Origin of the sequence: Candidatus Methylomirabilis sp., from assembly GCA_036000645.1 — a bacterium.
Classification (GTDB): Bacteria; Methylomirabilota; Methylomirabilia; order Methylomirabilales; family JACPAU01; genus JACPAU01.
In genome coordinates this window covers 1-16,125 of the sequence record DASYVA010000237.1, presented here as the reverse complement: position 1 = coordinate 16,125, position 16,125 = coordinate 1, and the positions used below count along the sequence as shown (strand labels likewise).

General features: G+C 72.6%; 15 protein-coding genes. 1 reads left to right on the top strand and 14 read right to left on the bottom strand.

Going from position 1 to position 16,125, the window contains the following annotated elements; translation table 11 throughout:
- From VGT06_13995 to der, 8 genes are all read right to left on the bottom strand, one after another.
- The coding region (locus VGT06_13995; GenBank protein HEV8664235.1) for a malate dehydrogenase at nt 1-573 on the bottom strand (573 nt) is incomplete at its 3' end.
- A gap of 41 nt (nt 574-614) precedes the next feature.
- Nucleotides 615-1,880: an NADP-dependent isocitrate dehydrogenase gene (icd, locus tag VGT06_13990; GenBank protein ID HEV8664234.1), complete on the bottom strand. Its 1,266-nt coding sequence runs from the start codon at nt 1,878-1,880 to the stop codon at nt 615-617.
- Nucleotides 1,881-2,180: 300 nt separating this feature from the next.
- On the bottom strand, nt 2,181-2,918 hold the full coding sequence (gene nfi, locus VGT06_13985; protein ID HEV8664233.1) for a deoxyribonuclease V: 738 nt from the start codon (nt 2,916-2,918) through the stop codon (nt 2,181-2,183).
- Between the two features lie 37 nt (nt 2,919-2,955).
- The gene (locus VGT06_13980; protein HEV8664232.1) at nt 2,956-4,338 is read right to left on the bottom strand and encodes an NCS2 family permease; all 1,383 of its coding nucleotides are present in this window, start codon (nt 4,336-4,338) and stop codon (nt 2,956-2,958) included.
- 16 nt (nt 4,339-4,354) lie between these two features.
- The gene (locus tag VGT06_13975) at nt 4,355-5,302 is read right to left on the bottom strand and encodes a response regulator (GenBank protein ID HEV8664231.1); all 948 of its coding nucleotides are present in this window, start codon (nt 5,300-5,302) and stop codon (nt 4,355-4,357) included.
- Between the two features lie 10 nt (nt 5,303-5,312).
- Nucleotides 5,313-6,725, bottom strand: coding sequence for an FAD-dependent oxidoreductase (locus tag VGT06_13970; GenBank protein HEV8664230.1), 1,413 nt, complete (start codon nt 6,723-6,725; stop codon nt 5,313-5,315).
- A gap of 55 nt (nt 6,726-6,780) precedes the next feature.
- Entirely contained in the window at nt 6,781-8,661 is a 1,881-nt protein-coding gene (locus VGT06_13965) for a response regulator (protein HEV8664229.1), read from the bottom strand.
- Nucleotides 8,662-8,676: 15 nt separating this feature from the next.
- Nucleotides 8,677-10,035 (bottom strand): ribosome biogenesis GTPase Der, encoded by a 1,359-nt coding sequence (gene der / locus VGT06_13960; protein HEV8664228.1) that lies wholly within the window; start codon nt 10,033-10,035, stop codon nt 8,677-8,679.
- Nucleotides 10,036-10,182: 147 nt separating this feature from the next.
- On the opposite strand from der, the gene VGT06_13955 reads away from it, so the two are divergent.
- Nucleotides 10,183-11,031 carry an SH3 domain-containing protein gene (locus VGT06_13955; protein ID HEV8664227.1) on the top strand — a complete coding sequence of 283 codons (849 nt, stop codon included), beginning with the start codon at nt 10,183-10,185 and terminating at the stop codon, nt 11,029-11,031.
- Between the two features lie 42 nt (nt 11,032-11,073).
- Here the strand turns inward: VGT06_13955 and VGT06_13950 are convergent, their stop codons facing one another.
- The 6 genes from VGT06_13950 to VGT06_13925 form a co-directional block, all read right to left on the bottom strand.
- Complete coding sequence (locus tag VGT06_13950; protein ID HEV8664226.1) at nt 11,074-12,159, bottom strand: AI-2E family transporter; 1,086 nt, start codon at nt 12,157-12,159, stop codon at nt 11,074-11,076.
- On the bottom strand, nt 12,159-12,722 hold the full coding sequence (locus tag VGT06_13945) for a CDP-alcohol phosphatidyltransferase family protein (GenBank protein ID HEV8664225.1): 564 nt from the start codon (nt 12,720-12,722) through the stop codon (nt 12,159-12,161). Before VGT06_13945 ends, VGT06_13950 begins: the two co-directional genes overlap by 1 nt.
- A complete protein-coding gene (locus VGT06_13940) occupies nt 12,719-13,801 on the bottom strand; it encodes an S-layer homology domain-containing protein (protein HEV8664224.1) in 1,083 nt (360 codons plus the stop codon). The genes VGT06_13945 and VGT06_13940 overlap by 4 nt, the downstream gene beginning before the upstream one ends.
- Nucleotides 13,801-14,952: a GTPase HflX gene (gene hflX, locus VGT06_13935; GenBank protein ID HEV8664223.1), complete on the bottom strand. Its 1,152-nt coding sequence runs from the start codon at nt 14,950-14,952 to the stop codon at nt 13,801-13,803. Before hflX ends, VGT06_13940 begins: the two co-directional genes overlap by 1 nt.
- Before the next feature lie 25 nt (nt 14,953-14,977).
- The gene (locus tag VGT06_13930) at nt 14,978-15,865 is read right to left on the bottom strand and encodes a prephenate dehydrogenase/arogenate dehydrogenase family protein (protein HEV8664222.1); all 888 of its coding nucleotides are present in this window, start codon (nt 15,863-15,865) and stop codon (nt 14,978-14,980) included.
- Nucleotides 15,866-15,873: 8 nt separating this feature from the next.
- The coding region (locus VGT06_13925; protein ID HEV8664221.1) for a 3-deoxy-7-phosphoheptulonate synthase at nt 15,874-16,125 on the bottom strand (252 nt) is incomplete at its 5' end.

Here is a 16,125-nt window from a genome sequence, read left to right as displayed (position 1 = left end):
GATCCCGGCCACCGTGGAGTACCTGGGGAGAGGAACCATGGTGTCCCCGTGGCCCCCCAGGACGAAGGCGAACGTGTTCTCGACGGAGACCTGCAATTCCTGGGCGATGAAGGTCCGGAACCGGGCGGCATCCAGCACCCCCGCCATTCCCAGGACGCGGTGGGCCGGGAAGCCGCTCCGCTTCCAGGCCAGTTGCGCCATGGCGTCCAGGGGGTTGCTGACCACGACGAGAATGGCGCTCGGGGAGCGCTTCGCCACCTCGTCGGTGACGCCTCCCACGATCTTCGCGTTCGTCTGGAGGAGGTCATCCCGCGTCATGCCGGGCTTGCGGGCGATCCCGGCCGTGATCACCACCAGGTCGGAGTCGGCCGTGGGGTCGTAGCTGTTGGTCCCGGTGAGGCGGCAGTCGTAGCCCCCCACCGGCCCCGCCTCCAGGAGGTCCAGCGCCTTCCCCTGGGGGAGCCCCTCGATGATATCCACCAGCACCACGTCAGCCAGCTCCTTCTCGACCAGGAGCTGGGCCACCGTGGCCCCCACGTTTCCCGCGCCCACCACCGTCACTTTCGGCCGCATCGGCTTGCCTCCGTCCCCGCCCCCCCGGGCCCCGACCCGGCCTACATGTTCTCGATCAGGGCCGTCGCGAACGCAGAGCACTTCAGCTCGGTGGCCCCTTCCATCAGCCGGGCGAAGTCGTAGGTCACCCGCTTTTGCGCGATGGTGGCCGCCATGGCGTCGGTGATCTTGCCGGCCGCCTCCGGCCAGCCCAGGTGCTCGAACATCATGGCCCCGGACAGGATGACGGAGCCCGGGTTCACTTTGTCCAGGCCCGCGTACTTGGGGGCGGTGCCGTGGGTGGCCTCGAAGATGGCATGCCCGGTCTCGTAGTTAATATTGGCCCCGGGGGCGATCCCGATCCCCCCCACCTGCGCTGCCAGGGCATCGGAAATATAGTCCCCGTTCAAGTTGGTGGTGGCGATGACATCGTACTCGTCGGGCCGGGTCAGGATCTGCTGCAGGAAGGCATCGGTGATGGCGTCCTTGATCAGGAGCCTCCCCGCCGGGGGCTTCCCGCCGCACTCGTCCCACCCGACCGTGAACGCCCCGAACTCCCGCTTCGCCAGGGCGTACCCCCAGGCCTTGAAGGCCCCTTCCGTGTACTTCTGGATGTTCCCCTTGTGCACCAGCGTTACGCTGCGCCGCTTGTGCCGGAGGGCGTACTGGATGGCCGCCCGGATGAGCCGCTCGCTCCCCTCGGTGGAGACCGGCTTGATCCCGATGGCCGAGGAGGCCGGGAAGCGGAGCTTCACCCCCATCTCCTTCCGCAGCCACGCGATGAGCTTCCGGACCTCCGGTGTCCGGGCGGGCCACTCGATGCCCGCGTAGATGTCCTCCGTATTCTCCCGGAAGATGACCATGTCCACCCGCTCCGGATGCTTCACCGGGGAGGGAACGCCCCCGAAGTACCGGATCGGCCGGAGGCAGACGTACAGATCGAGGAGCTGCCGCATCGCCACGTTCAGGGACCGGAACCCTCCCCCCACCGGCGTGGTGAGGGGCCCCTTGATGGCCACCAGGTACTCCTCGATGATGTCCAGGGTCTCCTGGGGGAGGTAGACCGGCGCCCCCTTCCGGTCGGTCCCGTACTTCGCGACGGCCTTGTCGCCCGCGTAGACCTCGAACCAGGCGATGCGCCGCGACCCCCCGTACGCCTTGGCGACGGCGGCGTCCAGGACCCGGACGGCGGCGGGCCAGATGTCGCGCCCCGTCCCGTCCCCCTCGATGAAAGGGATGATGGGCGCGTCCGGCACCTGGAGCGCCCCCTTCTTCAGCGTGATCTTCTTCCCGTGCCGCGGGGGCTTCAGTTGCAGGCTGGTGGGCATGGTTTCCTCCGCCGTCCCGGGGGGAACCCCCCGGTCCGGGTGGTGCGAGAGATCCCTCTTCGGATGGATCCGGGCGAGCAAGCCCCCGGCACGCCCATCCCGAACTCCGGAAGGCGGGAAAAAGGCGCTGGCCGCGGCCGCGGGATCACGGCCGCACCAACGCCCTGATGCGGGGCACGCTTCTCCTGCCGGCCCACCCTCGCGTGCGCGGGACGATTGCGCAGGGCAAGCGGCCGGGATGACTCCGGGGGAACCCGCGTGAAAACTGTACGCGCACGCTATCACGCGGTCCGGGGGGTGTCAAGACGAGGGGGCACCCCGCCTTCTCCTCACGGATCCCTCTGCTCCCCCACCGGAGCGGCGGAGCAGCCGGGCCAGATCCTCCGGCAGGAGCAGGGTGCCCCCCCGCCGCTTCAGCAGGGCGACGGCGGCGTCCGCCAGGCGGATCGGTTCCGGCACCCGGGTGCCCCGGCCGCACCGGAGGGCGAACCGAAGGGCAGTCGGGAGGCTCACCCGGTGGCCGGTCGAGACGTAGATGGGCCGCACCCCGTCGGCCGTCCGCAGAACCGCCCCCAGCACCTCCCCGCCGGCGCGGATTTCCCGGTGCGCCCCCCGCCGGAGCCCGAGCGCCCCGGGCGCCACCTCGCCGGCCAGGAGGCTCTTCGCACACCCGATCGCCGGCACGTCCCACAGCAGGCCGAGATGACAGGCAAGCCCGAAGCGGGCCGGATGGGCCAGGCCGTGCCCGTCGAAGAGGATCAGGTCGGGTCGCCGCCGCAGCCGGCGGAAGGCCGCCTGGAGGGCCGGCCCCTCGCGGAACGTCAGGAACCCGGGCACGTAGGGAAAGGTGACGGGACGCCGGGCCGCAACGACCTCCCGCAGGGTCAGGGCGGGGAAGGTCAATGTCACGATGGCCGCCACCCCCTCCTCCCCGGCGAAGGCCACGTCCGCCCCGGCGACCACGCCGACGGGCCCCAGCGCGTCCTCCCGGATGCAGTGCTCCCGGAGGCGCCGCTGCAGCGCGCGGGCCGTCGCCACCGAGACCGACCAGCCGTGACGGGGGCCGCCCATCGCCCTAGAGACGGAAGACGACCTTCAGGAGCGGAAGCAGGAAGTACAGGAGGAACGCTCCCGCTGCCAGGAAGAGCATCCAGTGGACCTCGGGCGCCTTCCCCCGGGCCACCTTCAGGAAGGCATAGGTGATGAAGCCCGCTCCGATCCCGTTCGTGATGCTGTACGTGAAGGGCATGAAGACCATGGTCATCAGCGCGGGGAACCCTTCCTCGAAGTCGTGAAAGGGGATGTCCTTCACGATCGCGCACATGAGGAAGCCCACCACGATGAGGGCGGCCGAGGTGGCCTGGGGCGGGACGATCTCGGCCAGCGGGGAAAAGAAGAGGGCCAGGAGGAAGCAGCAGCCGGTCACGACGGAGGTGAGGCCGGTCTTCCCCCCTTCCGAGACCCCCGCGGCGCTCTCGATGTACGTGGTGGCGCTACTGCTCGAGGCGGCGCCCCCGAAGACCGCCCCCAGGGAATCGATGAAGAGGACCCGGTTCAGGCGCGGCAGCTTCCCCCGCGCGTCCAGCCACCCCGCTTCCCCGCCGATGCCGATGACGGTGCCCATGGTGTCGAAGAAGTCCGCCAGCATGATCGAGAAGATCGTGAGGATCGCGGAGAGGAACCCCATGTGCACGAAGACGGCGAAGGTGATCCCCTGTCCCAGCGTGGAGAAGTCGGGCCAGCGGACGAGCGCTTTCGGGAGGACCGCCATCCCAGGGGTGGGGAAGGCCGTGGAGCCGCCGAAGGCGTTCAGCAGGATCGCCACCCCCGTGGTCAAGAGGATCCCCAGGAGCAGGGCGCCCTTCACCCGCCGCGCCATCAGGGTGGCGGTGAGGAGCAGCCCCACCACCGAGACCAGCGTGGGGATCGAGGTAAAGTCCCCCAGGGTCACGGGGATCCCGATTCCCGGCTTCACGTACCCGCCCGACACCAGCCCGATGAACAGGATGAAGAGCCCAATCCCGACGCTGATCGCCCGCTTCAGGGCGAGCGGGATGGCGTCCATCACCGCTTCCCGGAAGCCGGTCAGGACCAGGAGGGCGATGAGGATCCCTTCGATGAAGATGACGCCCATGGCCGCGGGCCAGGGGAGCTTCATGCCCGCCACCAGTTGGAAAGCCACCACGGCGTTGAGCCCCATGCCCGGGGCGATGGCCAGGGGATAGTTCGCCCCGACCCCCATGAGGATGGTCATGGCCCCGGCCACCAGACAGGTGGCCGCCAGCGTCGGGGCGAAGGCGGGCCCGAGCCCCTGCAGATCCTTGATGCCGGCGAAGGAGAGGATGGCCGGGTTCACGAAGATGATGTAGGCCATCACCATGAACGTCGTCAGCCCGGCCAGGACCTCCGTCCCCACGTCCGCCCCGTGCTCCCGCATCCGGAAGAGGCGCTCCAGCATGGCTCCCCTCCATCCCTCATGGACCGCCGCTCACCTCCAGGAGTCCCCGCTCGTACAGGCCCGCCGCCAGCTCCACGATCCGCAATTCGTCCAGGTCCAGCTTCTCCAGCACATCCGCAACGGGCCGACCGCCGTGGAAGGCTTCCCAGACCCGCCGAGCCTCCTCCTCTCGAATCTCGTCCGCCTCCCCCGAGCGAGGCGCAAGTCGGGTCCCCGCGGCGGGCAGCCGCGTCCGGAGACGGGCGAGCTCGTCCTGCCGCCGCATGCCTTCGATGATGAGCTCCTGGTTCCCCGCGACGACGACCTGTTCCACCGGCGCGTGCCAGGGCTCGAAGGCGAACCCCCCCTCCTGCCACCCGAGCATGTGATGGACGGCGGCCTCCCCCCGGAACCGGCCGGCCACCGCGTTCGCGATCCGCCCCTCACCGAAGAGGAGGTACCCGGAGCCCTTCGGGTGGGTCAGCGTGAGGATCCCCGACTTCTTGTCCACCTCGATGAACTGGATGAGATTGGCTAAAGACACGTCCGCCAGGCCGCCGGCGATGCCCCGGGGTTTTGCTTCGGGCGCTGGCGACTCCCGGGGAGGGGCGGCCGCGCGCCGGAGGACGGCCCCGATCCGCGCCAGCAGCTCGTCCCAGTTGAACGGCTTGGTGATGTAATCATCCGCCCCGACCTCGAACCCCAGGATCTTGTCCTGGACCCGGTCCTTGACGGTCAGGAAAATGATGGGGATGTGCCGCGTGCCGGCATCCGCCTTCAGCATCTTGGCCACCTCGAACCCGTTCAACCAGGGGAGCATGATGTCCAGGAGGACCAGGTCCGGCCGGTCCCGCTTGGTGATCTCCAGCGCCTCCAGGCCATTGGCGGCCGTGGCGACCTCCAGCCCCCGCTCCTTCAGCCTGGTCGCGATGAGGTCGCACACGTTGCGGTTGTCGTCCACCACCAGAATCTTCTCGTGGGCCATGGCACCGGCCTCAGTGCCGCAGGAGGCGCTCCGCCACATAGCGGCCCCAGCAGAGTTCGCTGAGCAGACCGCGGCCGAACAGCCCCGTCCGCGGCAGGGGAAGGCACCCGCGAACCGGCCCGAGCGGTTCCCGGATCGCCCGGACCCACCAGAGGCGGGCGCTGGCCGCCGGCGCCTCCGGCGGGGCCGGCGGGGCCGCTCCCACCGCCGCGAAGCGGGTGTAACGGCCGGCACCGGGGAGGATCGGTTCGAGGCGCGCGATCAGACGCTCCGGAGGAAGCGCGGCAAGGGAGATCCCGTCCTCACCCGGGCCCGGTAGGAAAAGCACCGAGAGGGCCCGCTCCCCACGGGGAGCCCGGGTGTGGTCATCGGGCGGGGCAAGCATAAGGAGGCACAGGGGACCCCCGGCACCGCCGGGGGCGGCGAGGGCGCAGGGGCCCAGGACGGGAGGGAGGACGGCCTCGGCCAGGGCGAAGTGGAGGAGCGCCCCGGCCGGACGGGAGGGGGCGGGCAGCGGGGCCCCGTCCTCGGCCGGGCGGGAGGCCTTCCGGAGGGGAGGGTGCCCGTCCTGCGCGAGAAGGGCGGCCGAACAGGGGACCGCTTCCCCCGCGCCCGTCAGGACCGCCGTCACGCGCCGGAACCGGGTGAGCAGGGCCTGCACGGGCGCCCCGGTCCGCAGGTGACCGCCGGCGCGGAAAAACTCTCCCACCATCGTCTCCGGAAGGGCCTGGGCTCCCCCCGCGGGGAGGTAGAGGCCCCCTCGCAGCCGCTCGAGGAGGAGCGCCAGCGCCAGGGCAGGGCAGGATGACGGAGACTCGGCGAACCAGAACGCGGTCAGGAGGCCCACGACGCTCGCGAACGGCTCTCCCACGCGATGCCGGACGAGGAGCTCCTCCACCGGCTCGAGCCCCCCGCGAACCGGCGGGAACCAGGGGAGCAGCTCCCGTCGAAGCCGAGAGCCGCGGGGCGCTCCGGGCCGGGGGAGGAGCGGTGGCGGCAGGGCCGGCGCCGCCCCGAAGCGCGCCGCGAGCTTCCCCAGCTCGGCGAGAAAGGCCCGGACCGCCGACGCCCGGGTCCCGCATTCCCGGGTGAGTTCCCTCTCCAGGCGTGCGGGATCGGCGTGCAGGCTCAGCCGGTGGCGTGGCAGGATCACCTGGAGGCCCGGCTCGTAGCACTTGAAGGGGGGGAGGACGAGGGGGGCGAGCGCTTCCGTGAGCGCGCCCCCAGCCTCCAAGCCCCAGAGAAGGGGCGGGACCGTGTCGAAGCGGTAGGGAGGGTGCTGGAGGGTGCCGTACGGCTCCCCCGCCACCTCTCCCGGCTCCAGGATCCGGGTTGGGACGCCGGCCGCGGCCAGGATCGTCCCGCACGCCAGGGCGCCCACCGGGCTGCCCAGGATGACGGCCCCCGCGCCGAGCGCTCTCACGCCCTGCCCCCGGCCAGGCGGTCCGGTTTGCTCGGAACCATGACTGCCGCTCCCCTCAGCTCCGCTTCGGACCCAGGTACTGCTCCCGCAGTTTCTTCATGATCTCGTTCACGAGCAGCGCGTTGCCCGTGAAGAGCCCCCGAAAGGTTTCCCCGTCCCGCCGCCCCACCACCCCGTAGCTCACCTGGATCCCGTAGTAGAGGAGGAACCGGGTCCGGTGCAGGTCCGCATCGCGGGCGAGGGCGAGGGCGAGGCCGTCGGCCGGGATCGCGCTCCCGTCCTCGCTGGCGAAGAGGGTGGCCTGCATCCCTCGGCCCTGGAGGGCCTTCAGGCGGGAGAGACGGGCGAGGCCATCCGCCGCCGTTCCCACCCCCAGGAAGAGCACCCCCTCGCCGATCCCGGACCGGAAGAGTTCCTCCTCGACGTAGGCTTCGATGGTCCCGTACTCCTGGAGATCGGCGACCCACTTGAGATCCCGGCTGCCGAACTCCACCGGCGCCGGGGTGGGCGCCGAGGCACCGCTCCGCTCCGCCTCGGCGAGCAGCCGGTCGACGAACTCCCACACCGTCTCGGTCCGGGCCCGATCATCCCCGCCCCGGCGGAGGCTCTTCCGGGCCCGCGCGATGAGGGCCGCCCCCCCCTCCCCGTGGGTCGGGAAGGCGGCGATCCCGTAGGAGACGGGTGCGGTGGCGGAGAGGAACAGCGCGTCGCCGAAGGGCGCGGCCCTGAGCGCCCGCTCGATCCGGCGGGCAGCGGTGATCGCCCCCTGGTAATCGGTCTCGGGCACGACGATGCCCAGGTCCCCCTCGGGCAGATCCAGAACGGTGTCGGCGCCTCGGACGGTCGCCCGGACGGTCGCCGCAACCCCCATCGCCGCCCCCCTCGCCTCCTCCTCTCCCAAAACCTCCCGCAATCCCCCGACGCCCACCAGCAGGACGGCGCACGCGCGGCCGTAGCGACGGGACGTCCGGATCTCCTCTTCCAAGCGCTCCTCCAGACGGGGGAGCCCGCCCGTTGTGATCCCTGCCGCCGAGGGGCCGCCCCCCTCGGCCTCGGTCAGCTGCAGGGCGAGCGCCAGCGGGACGGCCAGCGGCTGCAGCAGCGCGGCCTCCGCTGCCACAAAGGGACCCCGCTTCTCCCCGCCCGCCACCAGCAGCGCCGCCCGGGCCTCCCCGCCCACCGCCACCGGGATGAGGAGCGCCCCGTCCCCGACCAGCTCCCGCTCGGCGGGGCTCCCGCGTTCCCGAACCTCCTCTCCCCGGAGGACGGCCGGGACCCCGCGGGCGACCAGGCTCCCCAGGAGTCCTTCCCCCAGAGGCAGGCCGCGTCCCGCCAGAGCCCCCGCGGGATAGCCGAAGGCCGCCACAGGCAGGAGCCGGTCGGTGGCCCCGGCGGCGTGCAGGAGGGCAGCCCGGGAAGCGGCCACCTCATCGGCCGCCAGGGCCACGAGCGCCTCCAGGCGGCGCCCGCCCGCTGGGCCCAGCGCCTCCTGCGCCCGGCGCAGGAGGGCCAGCGTCTGCAGCTGGGCCAGGTTCTCCTCGACGAGAGCGGCGTGCTCCCGCTTCGTCCGCTCGGCTTCCAGGAGGCGCCGGATGGTGACGCGGAATTCGTCCGCCTGGACCGGTTTCCCCAGGTAATCGGCGGCCCCACGCTTCAGGGCCTCCACTGCGGCGCGGACGTCCTGCTGGCCGGTGACCATCACCACCGGGAGTTCAGGCTGGGTCTCCCGGATGCGGCGGAGCGTCTCCAGGCCGTCCATGCCCGGCATCACGAGGTCCAGGAGGACCAGGTCGGGAGCCTCCCGCGCCAGGCGCTCCAGCGCCTCCGCGCCGCTGGCCGCGCTCTCGACGGCGTACCCGTCCGGCGTGAGGAGATCCTGGTAGAGGGCACGGAAGAAGGCGTCGTCGTCGATCGCCAGGATCCGCTCACCGGCCATGGCGGCCGCGGCCCCTCAGCGCCCCCCGCCTGCTGCGCTGCCCGACCCGGCCGCCTCCCGTCCACTCCCCCGGCGGAAGAGGAGGCGGATGGGGGTCCCGGCAAAGCCGTAGCGCTCCCGGAGGCGGCGGGCCAGAAACCGGCGGTAGGAGGGGGGAAGGCCCTGGGGAAGGTTCGTGAAGAGAATGAAGGTGGGGGGGCGGGTGGAGCTCTGCGTCACGTACCGGATCTTCACCGGCCTCCCCTTGTGCGTCGGCGGCGGGGTCCGCTCGACGATCTCCGCGAGGACCCGGTTGAGCTCCCCGGTCCCGATCCGCCGTTCCCGCTCGGCCGCGACGCGGGCCACCAGGGGGAAGAGGCGCGCGACCCGAAGCCCCGTCAACGCCGAGCAGGTGACGATCGGTGCGAACTCACAATACTGGAATTTCCCCCGCAGTTCAAGGGCAAACTCGTCGGCGGTCACGTCCCGAGGGGCAGCGTCCCACTTGTTGACCGCCAGGATCAGACCGCAGCCGGCCTCGGCGGCGGTCGCGGCGATCTTCTGGTCCTGCTCCACCACCCCGGCGGTGGCGTCCAGGACCAGGATGGCCACGTCGCAGCGGTCGATGCTGCGCAGCGCCCGGAGCACGCTGTAGGCCTCGACCCGGTAGCCCACCTTCCGCTTCGCCCGGATCCCCGCCGTGTCCACGAGGACGTAGGGCCGGCCGGCGACGGTGAGCGGCGTGTCCACCGCATCCCGGGTCGTCCCGGGCTCGGGATTCACGATGACGCGCGGAAGCCCCAGGAGCCGGTTGACCAGGGAGGACTTTCCCACGTTCGGGCGCCCCACCACCGCCACGGTGACCGCCTCGTGCTCTTCGCGCGGGGCGGCCGGCTGGGGCAGCAGGGCCTCCGCCGCGTCCAGCAGATCCCCGACACCCAGCCCCTGCTCCGCGGAGACCGCGAAGAGACGCTCGAAGCCCAGCCGATAGAACTCGGAGGCCGCCGGCTCCGCCCGGACGGAGTCCACCTTGTTCACCACCAGCAGGACGGGCCGGGTGGCCTCCTCCCGGAGGATCCGCGCGAACGCGGCATCCGCGGGGTTCAGCCCGGCCTGCCCGTCCACCAGGAAAAAGATGCAGTCGGCCTCCTCGATGGCGACCCGGGCCTGGGCCTCCACGGCCGCCATGAGGGGATCGGGTGCGGCGGGCTCAAAGCCGCCCGTGTCCACCACGGCGAACCGGCGGCCTCGCCACTCACTGACACCATAGAGCCGGTCCCGCGTGACACCCGGCTGGTCGTCCACGATGGCCCGGCGCCCCCCCACCAGGCGGTTGAAGAGCGTGGATTTGCCTACGTTCGGGCGCCCGACGATCGCGATGGTGGGCGTCTCCATTTTCGCACCGTCCATCCCTCCCTCCTATGTACCATACGCGTCCCGAGCTCCCAAGGGCCGGGCCCCAGGAGCGCGCAGGGATCGTTGAGGCCGCACCGCAAGCGTGCTACCATGCCGCCGGCGTTCCGGGAGGCCCCGGAGGTCCCCGTGCAGCGTACGTCCCCCGCCGTCGCGACGCTCCTCGTGGCTCTCCTTCCCGCCTGCGCGGCCCCGGCAGGACCTTTGGCGGAGCCCCCCCTTCCCCCGCGGGCCCGCCTGGCGCTCTCCCCATTCGTGGACGAGACGCCCCAGGGCGCGGGTCCCCTCGCAGAGGGGCTCGCCCTCCTCTTGCGGGAGGCCCTCGCTCGGGAGCCACGCTTCCAGCTCACCTTCCCTCCGGGAGAGCAGGCGGATGTGCTGCTCCGGGGGACGATCCTCGACTTCCGGCCCGCCGCGGGTCCGGATCCCCCCATCCTTGTCACGGAACTCGGCCTGGTGGACGCTCGGAATGGAGCCCTGATGATCAGCCGGATCGTGACCGGGACAGGCCAGGGCCCGCCGACGGAGGGGGCGGCCCTCCCGGGCTCCCTCGAACGGTGGGCAGGGACCTCCACCGAGCGCGTCCTGCGAGCCTGGCTCCCCTCCGCCCTCGCGGCGCTCCAGGACGGGGTGCCCGCCGGCTATTTCATCTACGACGCCGCCGGCACGCCGGCGGCGCCCCTCCCTCCCCCACCCGCGCGCGCGGGTCAGCGGTCGGTGGCGCCGGATGTCCTCCCCGGGACCCTCGCGCCCACCGCCACGGTCAGGGCCGAGGGGGCCAACATCCGGGAGGGGCCCGGGGCGCGGTTCCCTGTCTTGGGCCGGCTCAAGCGGGGGGAGGCGGTGCAGCTGCTGGACGAGCGGGGCGAGTGGAGCAACGTCCGGGCGCCGGACGGCACTGAGGGCTGGGTCTTCCGCGACCTCCTGACCGAGCCGCGGGTGCCGATCCCGGGCGGGGCATCCGAGGGCAACCCCTAGGGCCCGTCCAGGAAAACGTCTCGAAGCGAACACCCGCAGCCCTCACGCCCCCTCCTCCCGCCCCGCCGCCCCGCTCTGCCAGGCCCGGAGCCCTTCCCGCGCCAGGACCTTGGCGACGGCGGCTCCGGGCACCGCCAGGAGGATGCCCCAGAACCCGAACAGGTTCCCTCCCGCGAGGACTGCCAGCAGGGCGAAGGCGGGGGGGAGGCCCACCGATCCCCCCACCACCCGCGGCGAGACGACAAACGCCTCCACCGTGGCGACGGCGCCGTAGAGGCCCGCCACCCCCAGGAACTGCGTCCCCGTTCCCCCCTGGAGCCAGGTGACGAGCAGCACCACAGCCGTCGCCAGGAGGTAGCCCACGTACGGGATCAGAATGGCCGCGCCCGAGAGGAACCCCAGGAGCAGCGCCAGGTCCACCCCGAGGGCGAAGAGCCCGACCGCCAGGGTTCCCCCCACAAGCGCGCAGATCGTGAGCTGCCCGCGGAAGAAGGCCCGGAGGATCCCATCCACTTCCCGCGCCAGCTCCACCACCCGCTCCCGGTATCGTCCGGGAAGCGCCTCCTGCGCCCGCGCGAGGAGCACCGGGAAGTCCCGGAGCAGGTAGTAGGTGAACAGGGGAACCACCGTCAGCGCGAGCAGGTTCAGGATGAATGCCACGAGCCCGGAGAAGGTCCCCACGACGAACTCCCGGAGAAGGGAAAGGCCGTGAGGGATGAGCGCCTCCGCCCGCACCATCCCCTCCCGGACCCACTCCGCCGCGCTCACGGGGAGGTCCCGCCCGGTCAGCTCCATGAGCCAGGGACGGAGAACCCGCTCGAGGGCCGCCAGCCCTTCCGGGAGGCGTTGCCGCGCCAGGAGGAGCTCATCCCAGAGGGCCGGCACCATCAGCACCAGGGTCAGGCCCGCCGCCGCCAGGAGGGCGAGCGCGAGGAGGAGCGTGGCCGTCCCTCGGGGAAGCCCCCACCGGCTGAGCGCACTCACGGCCGGGTCCAGGACGTAGGCCAGGAGGGTGGCCAGGAGGAGGAGGCCCAGGAGTCCCCGGAGGCGGTAGAGGACCCAGCCGGCTGCCCCCAGCGCCACGAGGGTGAGCAGGGGACCAGGAAAGATGCGGGAGAGGGGAGCCATTACGGGGCCGCTCCGGTCGCGGGAGGGGTGGCCGTCCCCGCGTTGAGCTGCCGCGCTCCCTGGACCATGTAGTGCAGGCCGGAGAGCACCGTCGCCGCGGCGGTGACCCAGACGGCCGGCCTGAGGACGGGCTGGAGAGAGGGCCTGAGGTCCACCCCCATGGCGAGGAGGACCGTGACGAGTTGCAGCGCCGTGGTCACCTTCCCCAGCGCCGAGGGAGGGTTCCCGAGCCGGCCCACCTGGATGTAGAGGATGAGAGAGCCTACCACCAGGATCGCGTCCCGACTGACCCCGATGATGACCAGCCAGAGCGGCAAGTCCCCGAGGACGCCCAGCGTCACGAACGCCGCCCCCAGGAGGGCCTTGTCGGCCAGCGGGTCCAGCACCCGCCCCAACTCCGTCCGCTGTCGGCGGGAGCGGGCGACGAAGCCGTCCAGCGCGTCGGTGAGTCCGGCCAGGAAGAACGTGAGGAGGGCGGCCCCGGTGGCGTCGTAGAGGAGCTGGATGACGATGGCGGGCACGAGCAGGACCCGGATGAGGGTGAGGCTGTTGGGGAGGTTCACGGGGCCTGCAGGACTTCCCGCAGCCTTCGGAGGGCCAGGAGCGCCTCCGGTCCGGACACCGTCTCCCGGGGGGCGAAGCGGTCGGCCGGCCGACCCTCCAGGATGCCGCCGCGGGTCAGGAGGAGCGCGGCACTGAAGGCGAAGTGATCCGCCGGCAGGTCGCCGAACGGAGAGAACCCGGCGGGGAGCGCGGATGCCCGGAGGTCGTCCCCCTTCACCCGGAGGAGGATGTCCTCCAGGATGATGGCGAAAACATCCCGGGAGACCACCTGGTCCGGGGCGAACGTCTGGTCCGGGAAGAGGCGGAGGCCCCGGAGGGGCCGCTTGAGCAGCGCCTCCACGGCCCCCCGGTGGGGCGAGTCCTCCAGGTCCGCCGCGAAGGGGTAGGCCATGGCCGGCTCGGCGGTCCCCCGGGTCACCTCCGGGAGGGCGAGCCAGCGCACCTCCTCCACCAGGAGGGCGGCCAACTCTCCGCGCGTCACCTGCCCCTTGAGGGCCACCCGCCTCGCGATCTCGCTGGCGGGCGCGGCGCGCTGGATCATCTCGAGGGCGACGACCTCTTCGACCGCTTCCTCTTCCTGGCCCCGGTTGAGGGCGAGGACCTGGCGGAGGAGGGCCGCCGCATTCTCGAAGGCGAAGGCCGCCTTGTAGGCACGCCCCATGGCGAACAGGAGCTCCGGGTCGCGGGCGGCGCGGCCCCGGCCGGCCTCGAACTCCCGCTCCGCCTCCGCCAGCCAGCCGGGGGGCTGCAGGAGCGTGAGCACCTGGATGGCCGCGGCGTGGACGGCCACCCCATCCCGGCGGCGGGCCTCGTCCAGCGCCCCCCTGGCCCCGTCACCGTCCCCCAGGTGTGCCTTCGCCAGCGCCAGGCCCAGGTACGCCGGGGCCAGGGCCTCGTTCAGCGCCCGCGCCCGTTCGAACTCCGCCAGGGCGGGCCCGTACTGTCCCCGCCTCAGAAACCGCATCCCGGTTGCGATGCTGTACTCGGGATTATCCACCACGGCCACCGGCAGCTCGCCGGCAGCACAGCCGGCCAGCAGCAGGAGCGACACGAGGGAAAGGCCGTCCGCGCGCCGCATCACTCCGGGCGCCCCTGTGTTCCTGCCGGGGGGCGGGGGACCGGGGAGCGGATCCCCGTGGCCTCCAGGAGGGCATCGAGCGCCCTGCGGAGCAGCGGGAGGCCCTGGCCGGTGAGGGCGGAGGCGGCCACCGCCCCCTCCTCCCGAGCCAACGCCGCGACGGCGGCCGGGAGGAGGCGGTCGATCTTGTTGTGGACCGCCAGGACCGGCTTGCCCGCCACCCCCAGCTCCTCGAGCACCCGCTCCACCACCGCGCGCTGCTCCCCCGCCTGCGGGTGGCCGGCATCAATGACGTGCACCAGCGCATCGGCCTCCTGCACCTCCTCCAGCGTCGCCTTGAAGGCCTGCACGAGCTGCGGGGGGAGCTTCCGGATGAACCCGACCGTGTCGGAGAGGAGCGCCTGGCGCCCGGAGGGGAGCTGGATCTTCCGGACGGTGGGATCCAGGGTGGCGAAGAGCGCGTTGGCCACATGGGCGCGCGCGTGGGTGAGCGCGTTCAGGAGCGAGGACTTTCCCGCGTTCGTGTACCCGACCAGGGCGACCGTGGCGATGGGAACCTTCTGGCGCGGACGCCGCAGGACCGCCCGGTGGCACCGCACCTTCCGCAGGTCCCGCCGGATGCGGGCCATCCGGACCCGGAGGCGGCGCCGGTCCGACTCGAGCTGGGTCTCCCCGGGGCCCCGGGTCCCGATCCCGCCCCCCAACCGCTCCAGGTGCGTCCACTGGCGGGTGAGGCGCGGGAGGAGATACTGGAGCTGGGCCAGCTCCACCTGCAGCTTCCCCTCCCGGGTCATCGCCCGCTGGGCGAAGATGTCCAGGATCAGGCCGGCCCGATCAACGACCTTGCAGCCGACCTGCCGCTCCAGGTTCCGCTGCTGCGTCCCGCTCAGATCCTCGTCCACGATGACGAGGTCCACCCCCTCGCGGCAGAGGGCGCGGAGCTCCTCCACCTTCCCGGCCCCGATCAGGGTCCGGGGGTCCGGTGCAGGCCGTTCCTGCAGGATCGTGTGGCGGGGGGAGGCCCCGGCCGATTCGGCGAGGCGGGCCAGCTCCTCGAGGGAATCCTCGGCGGCCCACCGGGGGACGCGGCCCGTCCGCAGCCCCACCAACACCGCCACCTCCTGCCGCCGCCGGCCGTCCACGGACATCATGCCAACACCCGTCCCCCTGCCGCGCCTACAGCAGGTCGCGGCGGACCCGGCGGGCCCGGTCGCACTCGGCCCAGAGGGCCGCATCGTCCCCGGCGGCGAGGGCGGCCTCCAGCCGCGCCAGGGCGGCCCGGAACCGGCGGAGCGCGTCCAGGAGCGCCGGTCGGTTGGCCAGGAAGATGTCCCGCCACATCGTCGGGTCGGAGGCGGCCACCCGGGTGAAGTCCCGCAGGCCGCCCGCGCTGTAGGGCAGGACATCCCGCCCGTCGGCCTGCAGGTCCAGCATGGCGTTCATGAGGGCGTAGGCCACCGCGTGGGGGAGGTGGCTCACCGCCGCGAAGATGTCGTCGTGCTCCTCCGGGTCCATCAGCTCCACCACGGCCCCGACCCCCTCCCAGAGGCGGCGGATGCGGGCGAGCGCCTGCCGGTCGGTCCGGGGCGTCGGAGTGAGCACGCAGCGGGCGTCTTCGAAGAGGGTGGCGGAGGCGGCGGCGGGTCCGGAGCGCTCCCGCCCGGCGATCGGGTGGGCCGGCACGTACCGGCCGGCCGGGAGGCGGGCCTCGAGGCGGCGGACCAGATCCCCCTTGACGCTCCCCACGTCGGTGACCAGCGCGGCGGGCGCGAGGGCGGGAGCGATGGCGGCGGCGAGCGCCTCCAGTGCCCCCACCGGAGCGGCCAGCACGACCACGTCGGCTCCGGCCGCGGCGGCCGCGGCATCCCGCGCGGCCTCATCCACAAGGCCCAGGGCCAGCGCCTCCTGCAGTGCGCCGCCGTCCGCGTCGAAGCCGACGAGGGTCTCCACCAGTCCCCGCTTGCGGCAGGCGGCGGCCAGGCTTCCCCCGATGAGGCCCACCCCCACCACCGCCATCCGCCGGAACAGGGGGGCCGCCCCCTTCCCCCGTCGCCCCCGCGCCATCCCGCCTCCTACAAAGCTCGCCCCACGACGGGGGCCAGGGCCGCCAGGTCCGCCATCAGGCGCTCGAAGCGCTTCGGGACCAGGGCCTGGGGACCGTCGGAGAGGGCGTCCTCCGGCTTGGGGTGGACCTCCACCATGAGTCCATCCGCCCCGGCCGCCACCGCCGCCAGCGCCATGGGCGGCACCAGGTCCCACTTCCCGGTCCCGTGGCTTGGGTCCACGATGACCGGCAGGTGGGTGAGGGACTTCAGCGCCGGGAC

Bases quoted from the DNA above. Each gene is read 5' to 3' on its own strand.
- hflX (HEV8664223.1), bottom strand. From the start codon at position 14,952: ATGATGTCCGTGGACGGCCGGCGGCGGCAGGAGGTGGCGGTGTTGGTG.
- VGT06_13930 (HEV8664222.1), bottom strand. From the start codon at position 15,865: ATGGCGCGGGGGCGACGGGGGAAGGGGGCGGCCCCCCTGTTCCGGCGG.
- VGT06_13975 (HEV8664231.1), bottom strand. From the start codon at position 5,302: ATGGCCCACGAGAAGATTCTGGTGGTGGACGACAACCGCAACGTGTGC.
- VGT06_13965 (HEV8664229.1), bottom strand. From the start codon at position 8,661: ATGGCCGGTGAGCGGATCCTGGCGATCGACGACGACGCCTTCTTCCGT.
- der (HEV8664228.1), bottom strand. From the start codon at position 10,035: ATGGAGACGCCCACCATCGCGATCGTCGGGCGCCCGAACGTAGGCAAA.
- VGT06_13980 (HEV8664232.1), bottom strand. From the start codon at position 4,338: ATGCTGGAGCGCCTCTTCCGGATGCGGGAGCACGGGGCGGACGTGGGG.
- icd (HEV8664234.1), bottom strand. From the start codon at position 1,880: ATGCCCACCAGCCTGCAACTGAAGCCCCCGCGGCACGGGAAGAAGATC.
- VGT06_13940 (HEV8664224.1), bottom strand. From the start codon at position 13,801: ATGCGGCGCGCGGACGGCCTTTCCCTCGTGTCGCTCCTGCTGCTGGCC.
- VGT06_13950 (HEV8664226.1), bottom strand. From the start codon at position 12,159: ATGGCTCCCCTCTCCCGCATCTTTCCTGGTCCCCTGCTCACCCTCGTG.